We start from the raw sequence: 21,989 nt of genomic DNA on the forward strand, positions 1-21,989 counted from the left end.
GGCACCCCCTGCGGGGTGCCCGGCCCTTCTCGTGTGCCGGTACGACCTACAGACCCTGCCAGGCGGGCTTGTTGGCGTAGGTGTGGCGGAAGTAGTCGGCCAGCTTCAGCTTGGACGCGGCCGCCTCGTCCACGATCACCGTGGCGTGGCGGTGCAGCTGGAGCGCGGAGGCCGGTACGAGGGCGGAGAGCGGGCCCTCGACGGTCTGCGCGACGGCCTCGGCCTTGCCCTCGCCGGTGGCCAGCAGGACCAGGTGGCGGGCGTCGAGGATGGTGCCGATGCCCTGGGTGATGACGTGGTGGGGCACCTGCTCTATGTCGTTGTCGAAGAAGCGCGCGTTGTCCACGCGGGTCTGCTCCGTCAGCGTCTTGATGCGGGTGCGGGAGGCGAGCGAGGAGCAGGGCTCGTTGAAGCCGATGTGCCCGTCGGTGCCGATGCCGAGGAGCTGGAGGTCCACGCCGCCGGCCTCGGCGAGGGCGCGGTCGTAGGCGTCGCAGGCGGCGACGATGTCCTCGGCCGAGCCGTCCGGGCCCATGAAGGAGGACTCGGACAGGCCCAGCGGCTCCACGACCTCGCGCAGGACGACGGCGCGGTAGGACTCCGGGTGGCCGGCCGGCAGGCCGACGTACTCGTCGAGCTGGCAGACGCGGGCCTTGGAGGCGTCGACCAGTCCGGCCTTCACCTTGGCGGCGAGCGCCTGGTAGATGGGCAGCGGGGTAGAGCCGGTCGCCACGCCGAGCAGGGCGTCGGGCTTGCGGCGGACCAGGGCGGCCATGGCCTCCGCGATGAGCTCGCCGCCTGCCTTGGCGTCCGGGACGATGACAACTTCCACGCGGGGCCTGCCGATCTGGAGTGTGAAATGTGGTATAGACCAATCTAGCAGAGGCGAGGCCCCGTCGCCGGGTCTTCGCACACACTCCATGGTGGGCCGGATCCGCCGCCGCGGCCTCCCGGGCCCGGGCCGGCCGGCATCCCCTACAGCAGCGAGAGCTGGAGGCCGCCCGTCACGGCGAGGTGCTGGCCCGTGACCCAGCGGGAGTCCGGGGAGGCGAGGAAGGCGACCACGTCCGCGACCTCCTGCGGGGTGCCGAGCCGGTCGAAGACGGAGCGGGAGGCGACGTGCGCGCGGGCCGCCGGGTCCGCGAGCCAGGCGGCGTTCAGGTCGGTCTCCACGATCCCGGGGCCCACCGAGTTCACGGTGATCTGCCGGGGCGCCAGCTCGGCGGCCAGCGAGACCGTCAGCGCGTTCACGGCGCCCTTGGCCATGACCGTGGCGAGGATCGCGGGCAGCGCGATGTCCGGGGTGCCGGTCACGTTCACGATCCGGCCGCCGTCCCGCAGCCGCTCCAGCCCGTGCTGGATCACGAAGAACGGCGCCTTCGCGTTCAGCGCGTGCACCCGGTCGTACGTCTCCTCGTCGGTGGAGCCGATCCCGGCGAAGGTGGCGGCGCCCGCGTTGTTCACGAGGACGTCGACCCCGTCGGTGGCCAGTGGATGGGCCGCGTACGCCGCCCAGAGGGCCTCGGCGCCGCCCGGGACTCCGAGGTCCGCCCCCACCGCGAAGGCGCGGCCCCCGGCCGCCTCGATGGCGCCCACGGTCTCCTTGGCGGCCGCCTCGTTGGACCCGTAGGCCACCGCGACCAGTGCCCCGTCGCGGGCGAGCCGCTCCGCGATGGCCCGCCCGATGCCCCGGCTGCCGCCCGTGACCAGTGCCGTCTTCCCCTTGAGCACGCCCATGGCGCGCCCCCCTTTCGATAGTGGTCGCTACAGAAAGAACCGTATCAGGTTTCGTAGCGACCGCTATAGAATGCGTCCATGGTGACCGGACAGCGCGGCAGGCCCCGCTCCTTCGACCGCGACGCGGCCCTCGACAAGGCGATGTTCGCCTTCTGGGAGCGCGGCTACGAGGCCACGTCGATCTCCGACCTGACCGCCTCCCTCGGGATCAGCGCCCCGAGCCTCTACGCGGCCTTCGGCGACAAGCGCAAGCTCTTCGACGAGGTCGTGGTGGTCTACGGCGGGCGCTACGCGGACTTCGCGGCCGTCGCCCTCGCCGAGGAGCCCACCGCCCGCGCGGCACTGGGGCGCGTCCTGCACGAGGCGGCGGAGGTCTACACCGACCCCGCCCACCCGCCGGGCTGCATGGTCATCAGCGCGGCCGTCAACACCACCTCGGACGAGGTGGCGCAGGCGCTGCGCATGCGGCGGGAGGCCAATCTGGTGGCCTTCGAGGGCCGGATCCGGGCCGATGTCGCCACGGGGGTGCTGCCGGCCGGTACGGACACGTGGGCACTGGCGCGCTACGCCGTGGCGGTGCTCCAGGGAATGTCCCAGCAGTCGCGCGACGGTGCGGGGCGGGAAGAGCTGGAGGCGGTGGCGGAGCTGGCGATGGGGGCCTGGCCGCAGCCGCAGTAGGGCGGGCCTCGTGGCTCGTGGCGTTCCGCCTCGTGTGATTCCTCTGGGCCACGGTGCCGAACGGGACCCTCAGCCCGCCCGGCACCGTAGCCCGGAGTACTTACGGCCGACGGGTGTGCGGTGCCCGACGTCCGGTGGGAGGTGACGCGCGGTCAGGGCAGATCGCGCGGCTTACCTCGATCCGTCCTCCTGTGCGGGGAGGGCGGAAGCCTGATGCAATTGTGGACTAGACCAATCTGTTCTGTCCATCCAATGACGCAACCCTGATTACCGTCACTTCCTCCAAGCCTACGCGGAAGCGGGGTCTCCTGGATACTCCGGAGTATCCACGCTGAGGAAAGTCATGGCCCGTACCCGGGGTACGCTCGCCACGTGCCCTCCATGAACGACCTCGTACGCCAGCACACCGCTCTCAGTGAAACCGACCTGGAGTGGCTCCACCTGCTGGTCTCGGAGTGGCAGCTGCTCTCCGACCTCTCCTTCGCCGACCTCGTGCTGTGGGTTCCCACCCTCGACGGCAGCCGGTACGTCTCGGTCGCGCAGATGCGCCCGAACACCGGCCCCACCTCGTACCAGGACGACATGGTCGGCCACCTGGTCCCGCGCGGCCGGCGCCCGCTGCTCGACGCCGCGCTCGACGAGGGCCGCATCGTGCGCGAGGGCGACCCGGAATGGCGCGAGGAGGTGCCGGTGCGCGTCGAGTCGATCCCCGTGCGCCGCGAGGGCCGGGTCCTCGGCGTGATCGCACGCAACACCAACCTGCTCACTGTGCGTACACCCAGCCGGCTGGAGCTGACCTACCTCCAGTCCGCCTCCGACCTGGCCCAGATGATCGCGGCGGGCTCCTTCCCGTTCCCCGGCCAGCAGGTCGACATGGACGCCTCCCCGCGCGTCGGCGACGGCCTGATCCGGCTCGACGCCGAGGGCGTGGTGACGTACGCGTCCCCGAACGCGCTCTCCGCCTACCACCGGCTCGGGCTCGCCTCCGACCTGGTAGGCCAGCACCTGGGCACCATCACCTCCGAACTCGCCCCCTCCCGCGGCCCGGTGGACGAGGCCCTGGTCAAACTCGCCAGCGGCTGGGCCCCCCGCGAGACCGAGGCCGAGGGCAGCGGCGGGGTCATCCAGCTGCGGGCCATCCCGCTCAAGCCCAAGGGCACCCGGATCGGCTCGCTCGTCCTGTGCCGCGACGTCACGGAACTGCGCCGTCGCGAACGTGAATTGATCACCAAGGACGCGACCATCCGGGAGATCCACCACCGGGTCAAGAACAACCTCCAGACGGTGGCCGCGCTCTTGCGCCTACAGGCCCGCCGAATGGATTCTCCGCAGGGGCGCGAGGCGCTGAACGAAGCCGTCCGCCGCGTCGGTTCGATCGCGATCGTGCACGAGACGCTCTCTCAGAACCTCGACGAGCGGGTCGAGTTCGACGAGATCGCCGACCGCGTGATCGCGATGGTCTCCGAGATCTCCCCGGGCAAGGTCGCCTGCCGGCGCACCGGCCGCTTCGGAATCCTCGACGCGGAGGTCGCCACCCCGCTGTCGATGGTGCTGACGGAGATCCTCCAGAACGCCCTGGAACACGCCTTCACCCAGGGGGAGGGCGGCACCGTGGAGGTGTCCGCCGCCCGCTCGGGCAGCGGCCGCGACGACGCCCGGCTGCTGATCTCGGTGGTCGACGACGGCTGCGGCCTGCCCGAGGGATTCGACCCCCAGCGGGCCGGCAACCTCGGGCTGCAGATCGTACGGACCCTGGTGGAGGGCGAGCTCGGCGGGACCTTCGACATGGTCGCCTCCGCGCCGCGCGGCACCAAGGTCGTCCTCGACATACCGGCCAGCCCGCAGAAGTAGCGCGCCCGGCCCGTGACTCAGGGTGATGTCATGGGCTGCTCGCCGGCTCCGGACAGCACTGAACCCCGGACCGAATGGTTTTCGGTACGGGGTTCAAGAGCACGTTGCTGAGCGCTTATATGGGTACTACGCGCTGCGGCTCGAGGCTCGAAAGTCGATGTCAGGCGGTTGCGTTGCGCGCCCGATTGCGAGCGGCGCGGCGCTTCATTGCGCGGCGCTCGTCCTCGCTGAGACCGCCCCAGACACCGGAGTCCTGACCGGACTCGAGCGCCCACTGCAGGCACTGCTCCATGACGGGGCAACGGCGGCAGACGGCCTTGGCTTCCTCGATCTGCAGCAGCGCAGGACCGGTGTTGCCGATGGGGAAGAAGAGTTCCGGGTCTTCCTCACGACAAACGGCGTTGTGACGCCAGTCCATGGCTGCTCCATCTCCTTGTATTGCGGGCAGGTTGCTTGTGAATGTGAACGCTTTCACGAATCCCTTCGCGAGGGAAGGGAGGCCGCCCAGTTTGGGGAAAAACTCGCCCTGGGCTGCCGGAGATTCGTGGAGGGGTTCTGGCGATCTGTGTGGGTGCCGGGTTCTGCGGGCTGTCCCGATCGCCATGTAGAGATTCGCAAACCTCGGACGGGGATACAACCCCTTCCGGAAAGTTTTTTTTGATTCGTCGGTGTCTACTAGGTCACAGCCCTACTTCCTAGGGGTGGACCGGCGTGTAAACGTTCGAGTAGAAGGACTTTCGGCCCTTCCACTCACACAATCACACGCAGTGCACGGCGTACGCCTGTGAACCGAACGCTGGTGCGCAGCCCGAGGTGGTCTCCGTCCATCTGGAACGGAAGCGGCACCTTGGAATGCAAGGTGAAGTCCGTCAGATCGTGCAGAGACACCGCGTGCTTGCCGTGCGGACCGCGCTCAGGAGTCGAGGTCAGGAGCTGTGTCGCGTAGCGAGCGACCGCCGGAGTTGACAAACGGTCCAGTGCCAATACGTCAAGCGCAGTATCGAACGACGCCTCCGGGGAGGCGTAGAGCGGCCGGTTGCCCAGATATGTCCAGGGTGACGTGTTGCACACTATCGACAGCACCAGGTCCGTCACCGGATCCGCGCCGGGCCGCTCCAGCGTCACCGTGCCGTGCCGGCGGTTGGGCTCTTCCCAGAACTGGCGCATCAGCTGTCGCACGTACAGGGCATGGGTCGAACGTTTGCCCCGTTCCCGCTGCTGTTCCACGCGGCCCACCACACCGGCGTCGAAGCCGAAGCCCGCGCAGAAGGTGAACCAGCGCGCCGGAACCGACTCGTCCTCCGTGCCCGGGGTGCCGGCGGCGAGCCCCAGGCCGACCGTTCGTTCGCGCCGCTCCCGCAGTGCGTCCAGCAGGGCGCCGGTCGCCTCGACCGCGTCGTTGGGCAGCCCGAGCGCGCGGGCGAAGACATTGGTGGAGCCGCCGGGGACCACCGCGAGCCCGGGCAGCCGGTCCGGATCGGGTCCCTCGTGCAGCAGTCCGTTGACCACTTCGTTGACGGTGCCGTCACCGCCCAGGGCCACCACCAGGTCCATGCCGGTCTCGGCCGCCCTGCGGCCCAGGTCCCGGGCGTGGCCGCGGTATTCGGTGGTGACCGCCTCCAGCTTCATCTCGCTGGCGAGGGCGTGGGTCAGGACGTCGCGCGTGCGCGCACTGGTCGTCGTCGCTGCTGGGTTGGCCACGAGGAGTGCACGCATGGGCGTCAGCCTACCGACCCCTTCCGACGCCGCCCATACTGGCCGTCCCCTCCGGGTGCGGCAGGGCCGCGGCTACGCTGCTGGGGTGAGTACGAAGCCCACCCCCACCGAGTCCGCCGTCCGCTCCCCGCTGCCCCGCCGGCTGACCGCGGCCGCCGCGCTGACCGCGCTGGAGGGGCTGGCCGTGGCCGGGCCCGGCGTCGCCGACCTCTACACGGCCGTCTCCGGCGACGGGGACTCCCTGCAGGCCGCGACCGGCGGGGTCACCCTGCTCGTCCTGGCCGCGCTGCCGCTGGTCGCGGCGCGCGGGCTGCTCCTGGGCCGTCGCTGGAGCCGCGGCCCCGCGCTGATCACCCAGCTGATGTCGCTGCCGGTGGCCTGGATGCTGTGGACCGCGGGAGGGGCGATGAAGGCCGCCGCCGTGGCACTGGCCTTGGCCGCGGTGGGCGTCACCGCCCTCCTGGTGAACCCGAAGGCCACCGAAGCCCTGGGCATCGGGCCCGCGGAGCAGGCCCGATAGCCCGTACGGGCAGCTCTTCGGCGAGGCTTCGGTGAGGCCTTCTCCGCCTCGGCCTACTCCTCGGCCTACTCCTCGGCCTACTCCTCGACCAGGAGCTTCTCGCGGAGCTGGGCCAGGGTGCGGGCCAGCAGCCGGGAGACGTGCATCTGGGAGATGCCGACCTCCTGGGCGATCTGCGACTGGGTCATGTTGCCGAAGAACCGCAGCAGCAGGATCCGCTTCTCCCGCGGCGGCAGCCCTTCGAGCAGCGGCTTGAGGGACTCGCGGTACTCGACGCCCTCCAGCGCCTCGTCCTCCGAGCCCAGGGTGTCCGCGACCGCCGGCGACTCGTCGTCGGTGTCCGGGACGTCCAGCGAGAGCGTGCTGTAGGCGTTGGCCGATTCCAGGCCCTCCAGCACCTCCTCCTCGGAGATCCCCAGCCGTTCGGCCAGTTCGTGCACCGTGGGGGAGCGGCCGTGCTGCTGGGACAGTTCCGCCGTCGCCGTGGTCAGCGAGAGCCGCAGCTCCTGCAGGCGCCGGGGGACCCGTACCGCCCAGCCCTTGTCGCGGAAGTGGCGCTTGATCTCTCCGACCACCGTGGGCGTGGCGTACGTGGAGAACTCGACCCCGCGGTCCGGGTCGAAGCGGTCCACGGACTTGATGAGGCCGATGGTGGCGACCTGGGTCAGGTCGTCCAGCGGCTCGCCGCGGTTGCGGAAGCGCCGGGCCAGGTGTTCGACCAGCGGCAGGTGCATCCGTACGAGCCGGTTGCGCAGCTCCGCCTTCTCCGGCGAGCCGTCGGGCAGCGCCCGGAGCTCGATGAAGAGGGCCCGCGCGCCGCTGCGGTCGCGCGGATCCGGCAGGGGCGCCGGCGCCGTGAACACCGGAGCCCGAAGGACTTCGGCGGCCTCCGCGGCCAGTGGTGTGTCCGCGGCCGGGGCCACCGGCGGGGCCGTGGCAGCGGCCCCCGGTGGCTGGACCGGCAGTGTTTGGTCGTACTGGTTCTCGCTCACAGGGCCCGCCCGTCGCTCCGCCGAGTCCAAAAAGCCGTTTTCCGCATCCGTGTCAGCCGGGTGCGGCCGGGCGTGCTGCTGCTCCGGAATGCCGCCGTCGACCTCGTGTCCTACCCGGGGCCGATCCCCGCCCCGCACCGGGACCTCCCCGCCGCTCACGCCGGGCCTGGTCCCGCGCCGCGCTGTTTGTAGAGGCTGATGCTCACCGTCTTGTTCTCCTCGACCGTGGCCTCGACCTTCCCGGCGAGAGCCGAGAGGACCGTCCACGCGAACGTGTCGCGCTCCGGCGCCCGGCCGTCGGTGGTCGGGGCGGAGACGGTCACCTCCAGCGAATCGTCCACCAACCGGAAGACGCAGCTGAGGACGGAGCCGGGCACGGCCTGCTGGAGCAGGATCGCGCAGGCCTCGTCCACCGCGATGCGGAGGTCCTCGATCTCGTCGAGGGTGAAGTCCAAACGTGCCGCGAGGCCGGCCGTGGCCGTCCGCAGCACAGACAGGTAGGCACCCGCAGCGGGCAGCCGGACTTCCACGAAGTCCTGGGTCCCGGGCTCGCCTGCGATCTGGGACACCCTCACCTCCAAGGTGGTACGAGCTCTGTTCGCCGTGACGCTATCGCGATCCGGGCGATCGTGTCGCGGCACCCCTGTCGGAGGGTGCAGAACCCCTTTGATCAAAGCTGCACATAGCCGGCCGGAAGGCCGTGCCTGCGAACCAGTGACTGATGGTAAGCCCATGGGGACGCACAGTGGCTAGGGGTCTGCGGGCCCAAATCAGGGGAACCGGCGGAGGGTTGATCTACCCCGCTTCAGACGATCGAACCTTCGACTTCAAACGATCGAACCGTCGACGAAACACCATCGCCAGGTCTCACCCGGTTCGAAGCTGCGCATCACCGGATGGCCGGTCTCCCGGTGGTGCGCCGTGGCGTGCCGGTGGGGCGAGGAATCGCAGCAGCCGACGTGCCCGCACCCCAGGCACATCCGGAGCTGGACGGGATGGCTGCCGAGTGCCAGACATTCGGGGCAGGTCTGGGCAAGCGGGACCGGCTCGGGGCGCGGCAGTTCGGGAACGTGGGTGCACTCGCTCATGATGGCCAGCGTACTGAGGTACGGGCGCCCGGGATGACATGACTCAAGCGAGGATGATCTTCGATGGAGGTATTGCCGCTGGTGGCGCTGGTCGCCGGCTGTGCGGTCGTTGCGGGCCTGGCCCGCCGCACCCCGGTGCCCGCGCCCCTGCTGCTGGTGGCCGCCGGACTGGCCGCGGCCTACGTGCCGGGCGTGCCCGAGTACGACCTGGACCCGCACATCGTGCTGCCGCTGCTGCTCCCGCCGCTGCTCTACACGGCCGCGGTGGACAGCTCGTACCTGGACCTGCGGGCGAACATCCGGCCCGTGGCGCTGCTCTCGGTGGGGTACGTGCTCTTCGCGACCGTCGCCGTCGGGTACGCGGCGTACCTGCTCGTGCCGGGGCTCTCGCTGCCGGTGGCGCTGGTGCTGGGGGCGGTCATCGCCCCGCCCGACGCCGTCGCGGCGACGGCCATCGCCCGCAAGCTCGGGCTGCCCAACCGGATCACGACCATCCTCCAGGGTGAGTCCCTGGTCAACGACGCCACCGCGATCACCGCGTACAAGGTGGCGCTGGCGGCGGCGGTCGGGGCGAGCGCCGGCTGGACGGACGGGATCCGGGAGTTCCTGGTGGCCTCGGTGGGCGGGGTCGCGATGGGCCTGCTGCTGATGGTCCCGATCCACGTCCTGCGCACGAAGCTGCGCGAACCGCTCCTGCAGAACACCCTGTCGCTGCTGATCCCCTTCGTGGCCTACGCGGCCGCCGAGCGGGTGCACGCCTCGGGAGTGCTGGCGGTCGTGGTGGTCGCGCTGTACCTCGGGCACCGCAACTGGCAGGTCGACTTCGCCACCCGGCTCCAGGAGGAGGCGGTCTGGAAGGTGGTCGCCTTCATCCTCGAATCGGTGGTCTTCGCGCTGATCGGGCTCCAGCTGCCGGTCGTGCTGAAGGGCCTGGGGGAGTACGAGGGCACGGCCGCGGCGGGCTACGCGGTGGTCGTGTTCCTCGTCGTGGTCGCGGCCCGCTTCGCGTGGGTCTTCCCGGCGACGTTCCTGCCGAGGCTCTCGGAGCGGATCCGCGGGCGCGAGCCGGAGACGAACTGGAAGGCCCCGGTCATCGTCGGATGGGCGGGCATGCGGGGCGTGGTCTCGCTGGCGATCGCCTTCTCCGTGCCCGTGAGCGTGCCGCACCGGAACCTGATCCTGTTCCTGACCTTCACCACGGTGATCGGCACGCTGGTGGTCCAGGGCCTGACCCTGCCGCCGCTGATCCGGCTGCTGCGCCTGCCGCCCAAGGACACCCACGCCGAGACCCTGGCGGAGGCCCAGGCCCAGAGCGAGGCCTCGCGGGCGGCGGAGGACCGCCTGACGGAACTCCTGGCCTCGCCCGCGAACACCCTCCCGCCCCCGCTGGCGGACCGGCTGCGCACGGTGCTGGAGCGGCGCCGCAACGCGGTGTGGGAGCGGCTGGGGGAGGTCAACGCGGTGACGGGCGAGTCCGCGGACGACGTCTACCGCCGGCTGGCGGGGGAAATGATCGAAGCGGAACGCGAGGTCTTCGTCTCCCTGCGCGACGCCCGCCGCATCGACGACGAAATGCTCCGGGCGCTGCTGCGCCGTCTGGACCTGGAGGAGGCGGCGGCGTACCGGGAGGAAGCGGGCTGAGGCGGCCCGCGCCGCGCCCCGCCCCGCGCCCGGCCTACGGGCGGCCCGTGACGACCGCCGCCAGGGTGGTGCCGCGGGGGAAGGCGCCCTCGCGGGTCAGGGCGAGCAGGGCCCACAGGAGCTTCGCCACGTAGATCCGCTCCACCGGCAGGCCGTGGCGGGACTCGAAGTCCGCCGCGAACCGCGCCAGCTCGGCCGGGACCCGGGCGTAGCCGCCGTGGGCGTAGCCCTCGGCCAGCGACCAGTCGCCCGCCGGTCCGCCGAAGGCGGCCGCCTGGAGGGAACGTATCTCCGCCTCCAGGAACCCGCCCCCGACCACCGGCACGCCCAGCGCCCGCTGCCCCGCGCCGAGTCCCGCCGCCAGCCCGGCCAGCGTGCCCCCGGTCCCGCAGGCCACGGCGGCCACGTCGCAGACTCCGCCCAGCTCGCGGCCGAGCTCGGCGCAGCCCTGCAGGGCGAGGGCGTTGCTGCCGCCCTCGGGGATCACGTAGGCCCCCTCGGCACCCGCCAGCGCGGGCAGCCCGGCCTTGTCCCGGTAGGCCGACCGGGTCACGAAGTGGAGCCGCATGCCGTCCGCCGCGCACCGGGCCAGCGACTCGTTCAGCGGCCGCCCCGCGAGCTCGTCCCCCCGTACGATCCCGACCGTCGCCAGCCCCAGCAGCCGCCCGGCCGCGGCGGTGGCCCGCAGATGGTTGGAGTAGGCCCCGCCGAAGGTCACGAGCCCGCTCCGGCCCTCCGCGACGGCGGCCCGCAGATTCGGCGCGAGCTTGCGCCACTTGTTCCCGGGCAGCTCGGGATGCACGAGATCGTCCCGCTTGAGCAGCAGGCGGACGCCGTGCGCGGCGAACCGCTCGTCACCGGCCTCGCGCAGCGGCGAGGCCGGGCGGGGCCGCAGGATCAGCTCGGGGTCGGGGCCGGGATCGACTGGATGTTCCACCCGCCCATTGTGGGCCGCGGCCTCGCAGCGGCTACTTCAGGCGTTCCTCCACGCGGGTGCGCATCGAGGACATCGTGAAGCCCTTCGGGTCGATCTTGCCCGGGCGCCATTCCAGGTGGCCGATGACCGAGCGGGCGGTCCAGCCGTGGGCGCGGCACAGGGCGGCCGATGCGCGGGCCATCGCGTCGAGTTGGGCGGCCGGCCAGGGGTCCTCGCCGTTGCCGAGGTTCTCGCACTCGAAGCCGTAGAAGTGGCGGTTGCCGTCGGTGTCCGAGGAGTGGTCGGGCGGGAGGCGCCGCTCCGCGATCACCGCCGCCAGGACGTCGGAGTCGCCCGCGCCGGCGTGGTTGGCGCGGCCGTTGCCGACCAGGTGGACCCGGCCGTCCTTGGTGATCACGCCGTGGCAGAGCGGGCCGGGGAGGTCCGCGTGGCCGTCGTGGCAGAGCTGGACGGTGTACGCGGTCCCGTGCGTGACGGTGTGGTGGAGCATCACCCCGTGCACCGGCCCCCAGGGGCCCTTGTGGTTGCGGTTGTGGGTGCGCCAGCCGCCGACTTCGACGACCGTCAGGCCCTCGGCGCGCAGGGCGCCGATGAACCGGTCCGCGGACAGGGGTGCGGACATGACCGCCTCCTTTGAGTAGCCGGGTGGTTACTCAACGTTTAGTGGAGGCGGTCATTCCGTCGCAAGGGCGCGCACCCGGCGCACGGATCACGCCGAGGCGAGCCACAGGTCGGGGCCGAAGACCTCGTAGGCGATGTCCGCGGGCGCCACGCCCTTGGCGATCAGCTGCTCGCGCGTCGCCCGCATGAAGGGGAGCGGGCCGCAGAGGTAGGCCTTGGTGCCGGGGGCGACCGGGACGGGGGTGAGGTCGAGGCGGCCCTCGCGGTCGCCGGGCTCGGCGCCGGCCTCGTACCAGAAGTGGGCCGCTGCGTCGGGGAGCTTGCGGGTCAGGTCGCGGTGGCCGGCGCGCAGGGCGTGGTCGGCGGGGGAGCGGTCGGCGTGCAGGACGGTGACGGGGGCCGTGTGCCCGGTGTCGGCGAGGTGTTCCAGCATCGAGAGCATCGGGGTGCAGCCGATGCCGGCCGAGGCCAGGATCACCGGGGCGGCGGAGTCCTGGAGGACGAGGTCGCCGTAGGGGGTGGAGACGCGCAGGGCGTCCCCGGTGCGGACGTGGGCGTGCAGGTGGTTGGAGACCTCGCCGTCGGGGCCGTCGGCGGCCGGGCCGTGGACCCGCTTGACGGTGATGGAGCGGACCGGGGAGCCGGGGGCGCTGGAGAGGCTGTACTGCCGGATCTGGCGGGCGCCGTCGGGGAGTTCGACCTGGACGGAGACGTACTGGCCGGGCTTGAAGCCGGGCGCCGGGGAGCCGTCGGCCGGGGTCAGGTGGAAGGTGGTGCAGTCGACGGTCTCCTCGACGCGGGCGGCGACCGTCCAGTCGCGCCAGACGTCTCCGGCCAGGACCTGCTGCTCGGCGTAGAGGCGCTCCTCGATGGTGATGAGGGCGTTCGCCATGAGCCAGTAGACCTCGTCCCAGGCCTCGGCGACCTCGGGGGTGACGGCCTCGCCGAGGATCTCCGCGATCGCCTCGAAGAGGTGCTCGTGGACGATCGGGTACTGCTCGCGGGTGACGCCGAGGGAGGCGTGCTTGTGGGCGATGCGGTTCAGCATCACGTCGGGGCGGGCGTCGGGGTGGGCGACGAGGTGGGTCGCGAAGGCGGCTATGGACCCGGCGAGGGCCTGCTTCTGGAGGCCGGCGTTCTGGTTGCCGCGGTTGAAGAGGTCGCGGATCAGTTCGGGGTGGGCCGCGAAGAGCTTTCCGTAGAAGAGCTCCGTGATGTCGCCGATGGCCGCGCCCACGGCGGGCAGGGTGGCTCGTACGGTCGCGGTCGACTTCTCGGAAAGCATCGGTGACTCCTCGGGTCGGGGTGGAGCGTAGAAGTGGAATATCAGATGCGTATTTACGGACAAGGGTCAGGGTGTCCGCCGTAATACGGATTTCTGTTCGAAGTGTCTGTGGGGATCAGGCTATGCGGGCCCAGTGCCGGTGTGAACCGGCCATCCGGCCCCCGTCGTCAGGGTCTTCCGGCCCCCGGCGATCCGCCCGAAATGCCCAGCAGGAGCGGCCCGGTCGGGGCTGCGACCAGGTCATTCACCGTCAGCGGGTCCAGCGAGGCGAAGAAGGCCTCCTGGGCCCGGCGCAGCGCCCCGCGCAGGATGCATGCGCTCCGCAGTGGGCACGGGACCGTGCCGTCGCAGTCCACCACGTCGCCGGCGCCCTCCAGCTCGCGGATCACCCCGCCCACCGAGGCGGCGCGCCCGGCGGGGGTCAGGGTGAGGCCGCCGCCGCGTCCGCGGCGGGCCTCGACCAGACCGAGATGCTGCAGCTTGGCGACCACTTTGGCGGTGTGGGTGTACGGGACCTCCATGGTCGCCGCCACGTCGCGGGTGGTGGGGAGGTCCGCCTCCGCGACGGCCAGGCGCATCAGGACGCGCAGGGCGAGGTCGGTGAATCGGGTCAGCCGCATGGGTCCAGCGTAGAAAACTTGCATCCAAGGTGCAAATTAAACCGGCGGTGATCGCGTGGGTGGCTGAAACGGGTGGGGTCCAAGTGCCGCATGGGGCGGGAGGTGAACTCAAGAGAGTGCCCAGCCACGAACGGAGTAGTCCCACCCTTTTGTGTAATGGTCTCACCACGGTCCGTGCTGAAAGGCTCCTCCCGCAGATTCATGGAGTGATCGAAGGGGAAAACATGTCGGTCCAGGCAGGTTCCGAATCCGAGACCCAGGCACCGCAGCGCAGTCTGGGAACCACGGCCGCGCGGAACTTGGCAACCACGACCAAGTCCGCGCCGCAGATGCAGGAGATCACCTCGCGGTGGCTCCTGAAGATGCTCCCCTGGGTGTCCGTCCAGGGCGGTACGTACCGGGTCAACCGGCGGCTGAGCTACTCCGTCGGCAACGGCATCGTGGAGTTCATCAAGACCGGCACGCAGGTGCAGGTGATTCCGGCGGAGCTGGGGGAGCTCCCGGTCCTGCGCGACTACGACGACCCCGACGCGCTGGCCGAACTCGCCGCGCGCTGCCACCAGATCGACTTCGAGCCGGGCCAGGAGCTGACCTCCTTCGGCAGCCCCGCCGACAAGGTGTTCCTGCTCGCCCACGGGCGCATCGACCAGATCGGCCCCGGCCCCTACGGTGACGACGCCGTCCTGCAGACCGTCGCCGACGGCGCCTTCTTCGGCGAGGACTCCCTCGTCGACGAGGAGGCCATCTGGGAGTACACGGCCCGCGCCGCCACCGCCGGCACCGTGCTCGTCCTCTCCCGCCAGGACTTCCAGATCCTCGCCGACCGCGTCGACTCGCTGCGGGCGCACGTGGACTCCGTACGGTCCCTGCCCGAGCAGCGCACCAACAAGTACGGCGAGGCGGCGATCGACCTCTCCGCCGGCCACCAGGGCGAGGCCGTCCTGCCCGGCACCTTCGTGGACTACGAGGCCCGGCCGCGCGAGTACGAACTCTCCATCGCGCAGACGGTCCTGCGGGTCCACACCCGCGTCGCCGACCTGTACAACCAGCCGATGAACCAGACCGAGCAGCAGCTCAGGCTCACGGTGGAGGCGCTGCGCGAGCGCCAGGAGCACGAGATGCTCAACAACCGCGACTTCGGCCTCCTGCACAACGCCGACTACGACCAGCGCATCCAGTCCCACGACGGGGCGCCCAGCCCCGACGACATGGACCAGCTGCTCAGCATGCGGCGCGGCTCCAAGTTCTTCCTGGCCCACCCCAAGGCCATCGCCGCCTTCGGGCGCGAGTGCAACAAGCGCGGGCTGTACCCGGAGTCGGTCGAGATCGGCGGCCACCGGGTGCCGTCCTGGCGCGGGGTCCCGATGTTCCCGTCCAACAAGATCCCGATCAGCGACGCCCGTACGACCTCCATCCTCTGCATGCGCACCGGCGAGGACGAGTCGGGCGTGATCGGCCTGCACCAGCCCGGCATCCCGGACGAGATCGAGCCGAGCACCTCGGTGCGGTTCATGGGGATCAGCGAGCAGGCGATCATCTCGTACCTGGTCACCACCTACTTCTCCGCCGCGGTGCTGGTGCCGGACGCGCTCGGCGTCCTGGAGAACGTGGAGATCGCCCGCTGGAGCTGACCCGGCCGGCTCCGGCGCCGGAGCGAGGGGATCCACTCCACAAGGGACAGGACGGGACGGAGCGCACACGCCATGTCGACCACTGAGGCGATCACCACCAGCGAGGGGCAGGAAGCCGCCGTCCTCCTGGAGCGGACGAGGGAAACGGTCAACCCGGAACTGCGCCGGACCGTGGAGAGCCTGCCCGGCTCGATGCGGCACGTGGCGATGTACCACTTCGGCTGGGAGCACGAGGACGGCACCCCGGCGGCGGGCAGCACCGGCAAGGCCATCCGGCCCGCCCTGGTGCTCGCCGCTGCGCAGGCCCTGCGCGGGGACGGGGTGGCCGGGGACGCCGTACGGGCGGCGGTGGCCGTGGAGCTGGCGCACAACTTCACGCTGCTGCACGACGACGTCATCGACAAGGACGTGCGCAGGCGCGGCCGGCCGACGGCCTGGACGGTCTTCGGCACGTCGGACGCGATCATCACGGGCGACGCCATGATGGCGCTCGCGCTGCGGCTGCTCGCCGAGGACCCGCATCCGGCCTCGGCGGCGGCCTCGGCGCGGCTCGCCGCCTGCATCATCGAGCTGTGCGCCGGCCAGCAGGCGGACTGCGCCTTCGAGCAGCGCCCCAGCGTCTCCCTCGACGAATGCCTGACCATGGCCACCGCCAAGACCGGAGCCCTGCTGGGCTGCGCGTGCGCGCTCGGCGCGCTGTACGCGGGGGCCGGCCCCGACGAGGTCGACGCCATGGACGCCTTCGGCCGGGAGGCCGGGCTGGCCTTCCAGCTCATCGACGACCTGATCGGCATCTGGGGTGACCCCGGCCACACCGGGAAGCCGGCCGGTGCCGATCTGCTCGCCCGCAAGAAGTCCCTCCCGGTCGTGGCCGCCCTCACCTCGGGCACCCCGGCGGGGGAGGAACTGGCCGCGCTGTACGCGGGTCCCATGACCGGGGACGACGTGGCCAGGGCCGCCGCGGCGGTGGAGCGGGCCGGTGGTCGGGACTGGGCGCAGGCCCATGCCGCCGACCGGATGGGGCGGGCGGTGCAGCAGCTGTCGCGGGCCGTTCCGGACCTCGGAGCGGCGGGCGGGCTGCTGGCGCTCGCGGAGTTCGTGACGCGGCGCACGAAGTGAGCGCGTAGGCGCCCGCGCAAGGGGGCGCGTAGGGGTGAGGGGGACCCCCGGAGGCCTGTTCCGGCACCGCACGGTGCCGGAACAGGCCTTTCTGTGCGGAGGGGGCAACTCTAGGATCACTGACGGTTGTTGACGCGTGAGTGATGTGAAGGGTGTGACCCATGGGGCTGGACATACGCCAGGCCGGACCGTCGGACCGGGATGCCGTGGCACGGCTGCTCGACGAGGCCTTCCGCACCGATCCGGTGAGCAGCTGGGTGTTCCCGGACCCGGAGCACCGGGCCGCGGTGCACGGGAAGTTCCTGGGCGTCTTCGTGGACGTGGCGCTGGCCGAGGGCCGGATCGACTACGCGGTGGACGGTTCGGCGGCGGCGCTGTGGCTGCGCATCCCGGCGGCCGATCCGGAGGCCGGGCACGTGGAGGACGAGATCCCGGCGAAGATGCGGGCCGTCGCCGACCCGGACAACGAGCGGTGCGAGCTGGTGGGCCGGCTGACGGGTGAGGTGCACCCGGTCGCCGAGGAGCACGAGTACCTGCTGATGATCGCGGTCGCCCCCGGCCGGCAGGGCGAGGGGCTGGGCACGGAACTGATCCGGCCGGTGCTGGAGCGCTGCGACCGCGAGGGCGTCCCGGCCTACCTGGAGGCGAGCAGCGAGCGCAGCAAGGGGCTGTACGAGCGGCTGGGCTGGCAGTTCACGGGCGAGGCGGTGCGGCTGCCGGACGGACCGCTGATGTGGCCGATGTGGCGCAAGCCGCAGTAGCAGCCGATTCCCGTTGCCAAACCACTACAACTGAAGTACTTTGATCGACGTGCCCCAATGGGGGTGCACTGTCGAACGGAAGAGAATCGCTTGCGCAAGCTCACGTACTTCATCGCCACCACGGTCGACGGCTTCATCGGAGCCCCGGACGGCGATGCCGACTTCCTCTACGCCCACCTCGACCAGGAGTTCGTCGAGCACCTCAAGGCCGAGTACCCGGAGACCGTCTCCACCCCGGGGCGCGCCCAGCTCGGCATCGAGCACGCCGCACCCAGGCACTTCGACGCGGTGCTCATGGGACGCGGTACGTACGAACCCGGCCTCAAGCAGGGGCTGACCAGCCCGTACGGGCACATGCGGGAGCAGTACGTGGTCTCGCGCTCGCTCACCGCCGCGCCCGACCCGGCGGTGCGGCTGATCGGCGGCGACCTGGTGGGAGCGGTCCGTGAACTGAAGGCCCGGGACGGGCTCGGCATCTGGCTGTGCGGCGGAGCGGACCTCGCGGGGCAGCTGGTCGACGAGATCGACGAGTTCGTCGTCAAGACGTACCCGGTCTTCGTCGGCACCGGCATGCCGATGTCGCGCGCCGGGTTCGGGGCGCGCCCCCTGGAGCTGACCGGGTGCAAGGCCCTCGGGGGCGGCCAGGTCATCACCTCGTACGCCGTCAAGCGCTGACCCGTCGTACACCGTCGAGCGCTGACCCGCCGAAGCGGCGAAACCGGCCTACCGTGGAGGTATGGCCGGTGAAGAGCGGGAGCAGCAGCAGGCGCACAGGACGGTCGCCCCGCAGGCCGGGCACGACCAGCAGTCGTGCCCGGCCTGCGGGAGCCCCGTCGACACGATGGTCGGACGGCGCAAGTCCCTGGGGATCTTCGTCCCGGAGTGGACTCCGGGTCCCTGCCGGAACCGGGAGTGCCCGCGGTACGCCGCCCAGGAGGGCTAGCGGGGGCCGGCCCCGGTGGGGGACCGGCCCCGGCGGGGATCAGCCCTTCGCGTCCAGGCCGGACGTGACGAGCCCGTTCGCCCACAGCTGGTTGACGCGCGAGCGCTCGGCGGAGTTCGGGTTGGGGTTCGTGCAGGAGGTGCCGGGGCCGCCGCCGGACATCAGCTCGCTGCACGGGCCCGAGTAGTGGTCCGGCAGTCCGAGCACGTGGCCGGTCTCGTGCGCGGTCACGCGGGTGGAGTTGTACTGCTGGTTCTGCCGGTAGTCCAGGAAGATGTAGCCCTGGCCGTGGCCGTTGGTGCTCGCGTACGAACCGCGCGAGTCGTTGCCCTCGTAGTACGAGAAGTTCCCGCCCGAGGACACCTCCTGCAGTTTGACGTTGACCACCGAGCTGTTCCAGATCTGCGTGGAACGGGCTATCTGGGTGCGGAAGCTCGGCGCGTTGCGGGTGTTGTAGGTGACGGTGACGGCGGCCAGGCCCGGGCTCGCGGCGCGCTGCTCGGCCACCGACCGCTGCACGGCCTCGAAGAAGGCGCGGTTGGCGGCCTGGTTCTCCTTCGACTGCTCGTACGCGGCGTACGTGGCCGGGCTGCCGGCGCCCGGGGAGGCCGAGGCGGCGGCGCCCGGGACGACGGCGCCGAGGACGGCGGCGACGCCGAGGCCGACGGCGGACAGAGTGGTCTTGCGGGAGTGCTGCATGTGGGGGACTCCTGCTCATCCGGTGCGGTGGGGGGTCGTTCGGTACCGGAGTCTGCGGGAGCGGAAGGGGCCGGCGGATGATGTCAGACCCCGATAGCGCCGGGTTATCGGGAGGATTTCGGAACCCCAACCACCATGAGAATGGCGGGATTCGAGGGGATACCGGTTACTGGTGCGGTCGGCTCGCCCCGGCCTACTCTCGGGGCATGGAGCTTGAGGTCAGGCACCTGCGCGCCCTGTGCGCCATCGCCGACGCCGGCAGCCTGCACAAGGCCGCCCGGCAACTCGGCGTGAGCCAGCCCTCCCTGACGACCCAGTTGCGGCGCATCGAACGCGCCCTGGACGGAGAGCTGTTCCTGCGCGAGCGCACCGGATGCCGGCCGACCCCCTTCGGGCGCACCATACTCGGGCGGGCACGGCCGCTCCTGGCCGAGATGGCCGCCCTCGTCGCGGAGGCCCGGGCGCTCTCCCAGGGGCCCCGGCTGCGGATCGGCTCGACGGCCAGCCGCGCCCTGCCCGGCTGGCTGCGGCGGCTGCACCGGCGGCTGCCCGACACGGAGACCGACCTGATGGTCGACGTGTCCGCCAACGCGCTGCTGCGGATGACCGCTTCGGGCCGGCTCGACGTGGCCTTCGTGCACGAGGTGGAGGGCAGCCCGCTGCGCGTGCCGGCCGGGCTGGAGCTACGGGTGCTGATGGAGCGCGAACCGCAGTTCGTGTCCATGTCCCGGGACCATCCTGCGGCGGCGCGGGCCGTGGTGGAGCTGCGCGACCTCGCCGCCGACCGGTGGACCGTGGACCCGTCGGTGGACGGCGAGTGGGACGGCCTGCGCCGGGTCCTCGCGGGAGCCGGCCTCGACCCGCCGCTGCTGCACGCCGACTACCACACGGCCGCCTCGCTGATCGCCTCCGGCGAGGCCGTCGCCCCCTGCCAGCCCACCTCCGGCGTGCGCGAGGACATGGCGATCCGGCCGCTCTCCGGCGATCCGCTCGCCGTACGCCTCCTCCTGGCGACCCGCCCCGGGGTGCACGCGCAGGTGTCCGACGGGGTGTACGAGGACCTCCGCGCGGCCTACCGCGAAGCGGCCCTGGAGACCCCGCCCTACCGGGCCTGGCTGCGCCGCAACGCGAGCCCGCTGCTGGCGGCGTAGGGCGGGCAGGGGCCCGGGCGGCTACGCACTGCGACGAGCCGGGGCGGCTACGCCCTGCGGCGGGCCCGGTCGTAGGCCAGGGCGGCCGCGCCGTGGGTCACCAGCACCGTGCCCGCGGCCAGCCAGCCCGGGCTGCGGCGGCGGGCCGCCCACATCATCAGGGGGGCTCCGGCGGCCAGTTGGGCCGCACCCGCCAGGCGCGCCTTGGGGCCCCGGATCCACGGGCCCAGGGGGCTGTCCTCGACCACCGCGAGCTCCGCCCGCACGGTGTCGCGCCAGCCCGCCCACTCCACCCGTTCCGCCCCCGGTGCCACCCGGGCCGCCTCCCGCAGCCGGTCGGCCGGTTCGCCCGGGGCCAGGCCCGCCGGCAGCGCCAGGCCCGCGCGGGCCAGCAGCGCGATGACGCCGAGCAGCCGGGAGTCGCCGTCGGCCGCCGGGTCGGGGCGGGTGAGGCGCTCCAGCTCCTCCAGGTCCAGGACCGGGTCCAGTCCGAGCCGCGCCGCCAGCAGCCGCATGGCGTCGGTGTCCGCGGAGTACGGGGCGTCCGGCTCGCCGTGCGGGCGGCCCGCCGCGTCCCACTCGTAGGCCGCGGACCGGCGGAACCCGGAGGACAGGACGAAGCCGGTCCGGCCGTCCTCCCACCACAGGCTCAGCACCGGCCAGTTGGAGCTCAGTGCGACCGCCGCACCCCAGCCCGCCAGGACCTCCGCCACGGACTCCGGGCCGCCGAGCCAGGGCTTGGCCTCGGGGACCAGCACGCTCCACTCGCCGGCGGGGGCCAGCAGCAGGCGTTCGCGCAGGATGTGCGCGGCGGGTCGGGCGGCGAGGGGCTCGGCGCGACAGAGCAGCAGTCCGCCCGCCGTGGTCTGGGAGATCGACATGCCCACACGCTAAGCCAAAACGGCCCAAAGTGATGATTTTGGATCATCCTGACGCGCTTGACTTCCGGCAACCGCGATATATCGTGTTAGCCAGAAGACGCGATATGTTGCGTGCAGGTACGCCGAGGAGGGCCAGCACCATGGCAGAGGCAGCGCAGGATCCGCAGAGTCCGCCGAGTCCGCCGAGTCCGGCGAGTCCGCCGAAAACATGGTCGGTGGCCGCACCGCAGAAGCTCGCCTTCGAGGAGCCGGTGACGGAGGTCCGCGTCCGGGTGGCCGGCGGCACGGTCAATGTCGTCGCCGGCGAGGGTCCGGCCCGCCTGGAGGTGTCCGAGGTGGACGGCCCGCCCCTGTACGTGGTGGAGGAGGGCGGCACCCTCACCATCTCCTACGAGGACCTTCCCTGGAACGGCTCCCAGGGGCTCAAGCAGTGGTTCGAGAGCAAGCCCTGGAAGGCCTGGTCCGCCTCGGACTCCGGCCGCAAGGCCTGGGAGCGCAGCGCGACCGTGACCCTCACGGTCCCGGCCGCCACCCGGGTGCAGCTGGCCAGCGTCAGCGCCACCGTCTTCGTCTCCGGCGTCGAAGGCGGCACCGACATCCACGGGGTCTCCGGCGCCACCACGCTCGTCGGCCTGTCCGGCCGGGTCAAGGCGCACACGGTCTCCGGCGGGGTCGAGGCCCAGTCCGTGACCGGCGAGCTCGGATTCCACTCCGTCTCCGGTGGCCTGACGGTCGTCGACGGCGCGGTGGGCAACGTACGGGCCGACTCGGTCAGCGGCGACATGCTGATCGACCTGGCCCTCGACGACCGGCCCGCGCCCCGGCCGGTCGACATCTCCCTCAACTCCGTTTCCGGGCAGGTCGCCATCCGCCTCCCGCACCCGGCCGACGCCCGCGTCGAGGCCAACACCGCCACCGGCGGCGTCTCCAACGCCTTCGAGGACCTGCGGGTCTCGGGGCAGATGGGCGCCAAGAGGATCACCGGCACCCTGGGCGCCGGCACCGGCACCCTGCGCGCCACCACCGTTTCCGGCTCCATCGCGCTGCTGCGCCGCCCGGCCGCCGACCCGGCGGGCGCCCCGGCCGCGCCGCTCGCGCTCGACAAGAAGGTGCTCTGA

At 71.8% G+C, this 21,989-nt stretch carries 24 protein-coding genes; 11 read left to right on the forward strand and 13 right to left on the reverse strand.

Annotated elements, in window-relative coordinates:
• Positions 1-46: 46 nt before the first annotated feature.
• Entirely contained in the window at positions 47-832 is a 786-nt protein-coding gene (nagB, locus tag ACFWNV_RS27390) for a glucosamine-6-phosphate deaminase (protein ID WP_383952146.1), read from the reverse strand.
• Between the two features lie 143 nt (positions 833-975).
• Positions 976-1,737 carry an SDR family oxidoreductase gene (locus ACFWNV_RS27395; RefSeq protein WP_383952148.1) on the reverse strand — a complete coding sequence of 254 codons (762 nt, stop codon included), beginning with the start codon at positions 1,735-1,737 and terminating at the stop codon, positions 976-978.
• Between the two features lie 78 nt (positions 1,738-1,815).
• Between ACFWNV_RS27395 and ACFWNV_RS27400 the strand changes: the two genes are divergently transcribed.
• Together ACFWNV_RS27400 and ACFWNV_RS27405 are read left to right on the forward strand one after the other, a co-directional pair.
• Positions 1,816-2,415: a TetR/AcrR family transcriptional regulator gene (locus tag ACFWNV_RS27400; protein ID WP_383952150.1), complete on the forward strand. Its 600-nt coding sequence runs from the start codon at positions 1,816-1,818 to the stop codon at positions 2,413-2,415.
• A 381-nt stretch (positions 2,416-2,796) separates the two neighbouring features.
• Positions 2,797-4,266: a sensor histidine kinase gene (locus ACFWNV_RS27405; RefSeq protein ID WP_383952205.1), complete on the forward strand. Its 1,470-nt coding sequence runs from the start codon at positions 2,797-2,799 to the stop codon at positions 4,264-4,266.
• Between the two features lie 160 nt (positions 4,267-4,426).
• Here the strand turns inward: ACFWNV_RS27405 and ACFWNV_RS27410 are convergent, their stop codons facing one another.
• Positions 4,427-4,684 (reverse strand): WhiB family transcriptional regulator, encoded by a 258-nt coding sequence (locus ACFWNV_RS27410; protein WP_004937597.1) that lies wholly within the window; start codon positions 4,682-4,684, stop codon positions 4,427-4,429.
• A gap of 332 nt (positions 4,685-5,016) precedes the next feature.
• Complete coding sequence (locus ACFWNV_RS27415; RefSeq protein ID WP_250750363.1) at positions 5,017-5,982, reverse strand: diacylglycerol kinase family protein; 966 nt, start codon at positions 5,980-5,982, stop codon at positions 5,017-5,019.
• A gap of 85 nt (positions 5,983-6,067) precedes the next feature.
• Between ACFWNV_RS27415 and ACFWNV_RS27420 the strand changes: the two genes are divergently transcribed.
• Positions 6,068-6,502, forward strand: coding sequence for a hypothetical protein (locus tag ACFWNV_RS27420; RefSeq protein WP_383952152.1), 435 nt, complete (start codon positions 6,068-6,070; stop codon positions 6,500-6,502).
• A 77-nt stretch (positions 6,503-6,579) separates the two neighbouring features.
• Here ACFWNV_RS27420 and ACFWNV_RS27425 read toward each other — a convergent pair whose 3' ends face one another.
• The 3 genes from ACFWNV_RS27425 to ACFWNV_RS27435 all read right to left on the reverse strand — a co-directional run bounded on the left by ACFWNV_RS27425 (position 6,580) and on the right by ACFWNV_RS27435 (position 8,582).
• The gene (locus ACFWNV_RS27425) at positions 6,580-7,653 is read right to left on the reverse strand and encodes an RNA polymerase sigma factor SigF (RefSeq protein ID WP_383952154.1); all 1,074 of its coding nucleotides are present in this window, start codon (positions 7,651-7,653) and stop codon (positions 6,580-6,582) included.
• Positions 7,650-8,063 carry an anti-sigma regulatory factor gene (locus ACFWNV_RS27430; protein WP_214949331.1) on the reverse strand — a complete coding sequence of 138 codons (414 nt, stop codon included), beginning with the start codon at positions 8,061-8,063 and terminating at the stop codon, positions 7,650-7,652. The genes ACFWNV_RS27425 and ACFWNV_RS27430 overlap by 4 nt, the downstream gene beginning before the upstream one ends.
• Before the next feature lie 258 nt (positions 8,064-8,321).
• Positions 8,322-8,582: a UBP-type zinc finger domain-containing protein gene (locus ACFWNV_RS27435; RefSeq protein ID WP_383952157.1), complete on the reverse strand. Its 261-nt coding sequence runs from the start codon at positions 8,580-8,582 to the stop codon at positions 8,322-8,324.
• 63 nt (positions 8,583-8,645) lie between these two features.
• Here ACFWNV_RS27435 and ACFWNV_RS27440 point away from each other — a divergent pair, with 63 nt between their 5' ends.
• Positions 8,646-10,223, forward strand: coding sequence for a Na+/H+ antiporter (locus ACFWNV_RS27440; protein WP_383952159.1), 1,578 nt, complete (start codon positions 8,646-8,648; stop codon positions 10,221-10,223).
• A 34-nt stretch (positions 10,224-10,257) separates the two neighbouring features.
• Here ACFWNV_RS27440 and ACFWNV_RS27445 read toward each other — a convergent pair whose 3' ends face one another.
• The 4 genes from ACFWNV_RS27445 to ACFWNV_RS27460 form a co-directional block, all read right to left on the reverse strand.
• A complete protein-coding gene (locus ACFWNV_RS27445; RefSeq protein WP_383952161.1) occupies positions 10,258-11,160 on the reverse strand; it encodes a 1-aminocyclopropane-1-carboxylate deaminase/D-cysteine desulfhydrase in 903 nt (300 codons plus the stop codon).
• A gap of 31 nt (positions 11,161-11,191) precedes the next feature.
• Positions 11,192-11,782, reverse strand: coding sequence for an N-acetylmuramoyl-L-alanine amidase (locus tag ACFWNV_RS27450; RefSeq protein ID WP_383952163.1), 591 nt, complete (start codon positions 11,780-11,782; stop codon positions 11,192-11,194).
• An 87-nt stretch (positions 11,783-11,869) separates the two neighbouring features.
• Complete coding sequence (locus ACFWNV_RS27455; protein ID WP_383952165.1) at positions 11,870-13,066, reverse strand: globin domain-containing protein; 1,197 nt, start codon at positions 13,064-13,066, stop codon at positions 11,870-11,872.
• Between the two features lie 167 nt (positions 13,067-13,233).
• Positions 13,234-13,686 carry an RrF2 family transcriptional regulator gene (locus ACFWNV_RS27460; RefSeq protein WP_383952167.1) on the reverse strand — a complete coding sequence of 151 codons (453 nt, stop codon included), beginning with the start codon at positions 13,684-13,686 and terminating at the stop codon, positions 13,234-13,236.
• A 224-nt stretch (positions 13,687-13,910) separates the two neighbouring features.
• Here ACFWNV_RS27460 and ACFWNV_RS27465 point away from each other — a divergent pair, with 224 nt between their 5' ends.
• From ACFWNV_RS27465 to ACFWNV_RS27485, 5 genes are all read left to right on the forward strand, one after another.
• On the forward strand, positions 13,911-15,317 hold the full coding sequence (locus ACFWNV_RS27465; protein WP_383952169.1) for a family 2B encapsulin nanocompartment shell protein: 1,407 nt from the start codon (positions 13,911-13,913) through the stop codon (positions 15,315-15,317).
• A 72-nt stretch (positions 15,318-15,389) separates the two neighbouring features.
• Complete coding sequence (locus tag ACFWNV_RS27470) at positions 15,390-16,436, forward strand: family 2 encapsulin nanocompartment cargo protein polyprenyl transferase (RefSeq protein ID WP_383952171.1); 1,047 nt, start codon at positions 15,390-15,392, stop codon at positions 16,434-16,436.
• 161 nt (positions 16,437-16,597) lie between these two features.
• Positions 16,598-17,197: a GNAT family N-acetyltransferase gene (locus ACFWNV_RS27475; protein WP_383952173.1), complete on the forward strand. Its 600-nt coding sequence runs from the start codon at positions 16,598-16,600 to the stop codon at positions 17,195-17,197.
• A 90-nt stretch (positions 17,198-17,287) separates the two neighbouring features.
• Complete coding sequence (locus ACFWNV_RS27480) at positions 17,288-17,872, forward strand: dihydrofolate reductase family protein (RefSeq protein ID WP_383952175.1); 585 nt, start codon at positions 17,288-17,290, stop codon at positions 17,870-17,872.
• 61 nt (positions 17,873-17,933) lie between these two features.
• Complete coding sequence (locus tag ACFWNV_RS27485) at positions 17,934-18,140, forward strand: hypothetical protein (protein WP_383952177.1); 207 nt, start codon at positions 17,934-17,936, stop codon at positions 18,138-18,140.
• A gap of 39 nt (positions 18,141-18,179) precedes the next feature.
• On the opposite strand, the gene snpA is transcribed toward ACFWNV_RS27485, so the two are convergent.
• Complete coding sequence (gene snpA, locus ACFWNV_RS27490) at positions 18,180-18,839, reverse strand: snapalysin (RefSeq protein ID WP_383952179.1); 660 nt, start codon at positions 18,837-18,839, stop codon at positions 18,180-18,182.
• 206 nt (positions 18,840-19,045) lie between these two features.
• Between snpA and ACFWNV_RS27495 the strand changes: the two genes are divergently transcribed.
• Positions 19,046-19,990: a LysR family transcriptional regulator gene (locus ACFWNV_RS27495; RefSeq protein ID WP_383952181.1), complete on the forward strand. Its 945-nt coding sequence runs from the start codon at positions 19,046-19,048 to the stop codon at positions 19,988-19,990.
• A 47-nt stretch (positions 19,991-20,037) separates the two neighbouring features.
• Here the strand turns inward: ACFWNV_RS27495 and ACFWNV_RS27500 are convergent, their stop codons facing one another.
• On the reverse strand, positions 20,038-20,865 hold the full coding sequence (locus ACFWNV_RS27500) for a hypothetical protein (protein WP_383952207.1): 828 nt from the start codon (positions 20,863-20,865) through the stop codon (positions 20,038-20,040).
• 146 nt (positions 20,866-21,011) lie between these two features.
• On the opposite strand from ACFWNV_RS27500, the gene ACFWNV_RS27505 reads away from it, so the two are divergent.
• On the forward strand, positions 21,012-21,989 hold the full coding sequence (locus tag ACFWNV_RS27505; RefSeq protein WP_383952183.1) for a DUF4097 domain-containing protein: 978 nt from the start codon (positions 21,012-21,014) through the stop codon (positions 21,987-21,989).

The organism is Streptomyces sp. NPDC058401 (assembly GCF_042722885.1).
Lineage (GTDB): Bacteria > Actinomycetota > Actinomycetes > Streptomycetales > Streptomycetaceae > Streptomyces.

Bases quoted from the DNA above. Each gene is read 5' to 3' on its own strand.
- ACFWNV_RS27465 (WP_383952169.1), top strand. From the start codon at position 13,911: ATGTCGGTCCAGGCAGGTTCCGAATCCGAGACCCAGGCACCGCAGCGC.
- ACFWNV_RS27460 (WP_383952167.1), bottom strand. From the start codon at position 13,686: ATGCGGCTGACCCGATTCACCGACCTCGCCCTGCGCGTCCTGATGCGC.
- ACFWNV_RS27470 (WP_383952171.1), top strand. From the start codon at position 15,390: ATGTCGACCACTGAGGCGATCACCACCAGCGAGGGGCAGGAAGCCGCC.
- ACFWNV_RS27415 (WP_250750363.1), bottom strand. From the start codon at position 5,982: ATGCGTGCACTCCTCGTGGCCAACCCAGCAGCGACGACGACCAGTGCG.
- ACFWNV_RS27505 (WP_383952183.1), top strand. From the start codon at position 21,012: ATGGCAGAGGCAGCGCAGGATCCGCAGAGTCCGCCGAGTCCGCCGAGT.
- ACFWNV_RS27440 (WP_383952159.1), top strand. From the start codon at position 8,646: ATGGAGGTATTGCCGCTGGTGGCGCTGGTCGCCGGCTGTGCGGTCGTT.
- ACFWNV_RS27435 (WP_383952157.1), bottom strand. From the start codon at position 8,582: ATGAGCGAGTGCACCCACGTTCCCGAACTGCCGCGCCCCGAGCCGGTC.
- ACFWNV_RS27400 (WP_383952150.1), top strand. From the start codon at position 1,816: ATGGTGACCGGACAGCGCGGCAGGCCCCGCTCCTTCGACCGCGACGCG.
- ACFWNV_RS27485 (WP_383952177.1), top strand. From the start codon at position 17,934: ATGGCCGGTGAAGAGCGGGAGCAGCAGCAGGCGCACAGGACGGTCGCC.
- ACFWNV_RS27410 (WP_004937597.1), bottom strand. From the start codon at position 4,684: ATGGACTGGCGTCACAACGCCGTTTGTCGTGAGGAAGACCCGGAACTC.
- ACFWNV_RS27475 (WP_383952173.1), top strand. From the start codon at position 16,598: ATGGGGCTGGACATACGCCAGGCCGGACCGTCGGACCGGGATGCCGTG.
- ACFWNV_RS27495 (WP_383952181.1), top strand. From the start codon at position 19,046: ATGGAGCTTGAGGTCAGGCACCTGCGCGCCCTGTGCGCCATCGCCGAC.
- snpA (WP_383952179.1), bottom strand. From the start codon at position 18,839: ATGCAGCACTCCCGCAAGACCACTCTGTCCGCCGTCGGCCTCGGCGTC.
- ACFWNV_RS27450 (WP_383952163.1), bottom strand. From the start codon at position 11,782: ATGTCCGCACCCCTGTCCGCGGACCGGTTCATCGGCGCCCTGCGCGCC.
- ACFWNV_RS27405 (WP_383952205.1), top strand. From the start codon at position 2,797: ATGAACGACCTCGTACGCCAGCACACCGCTCTCAGTGAAACCGACCTG.
- ACFWNV_RS27455 (WP_383952165.1), bottom strand. From the start codon at position 13,066: ATGCTTTCCGAGAAGTCGACCGCGACCGTACGAGCCACCCTGCCCGCC.
- ACFWNV_RS27395 (WP_383952148.1), bottom strand. From the start codon at position 1,737: ATGGGCGTGCTCAAGGGGAAGACGGCACTGGTCACGGGCGGCAGCCGG.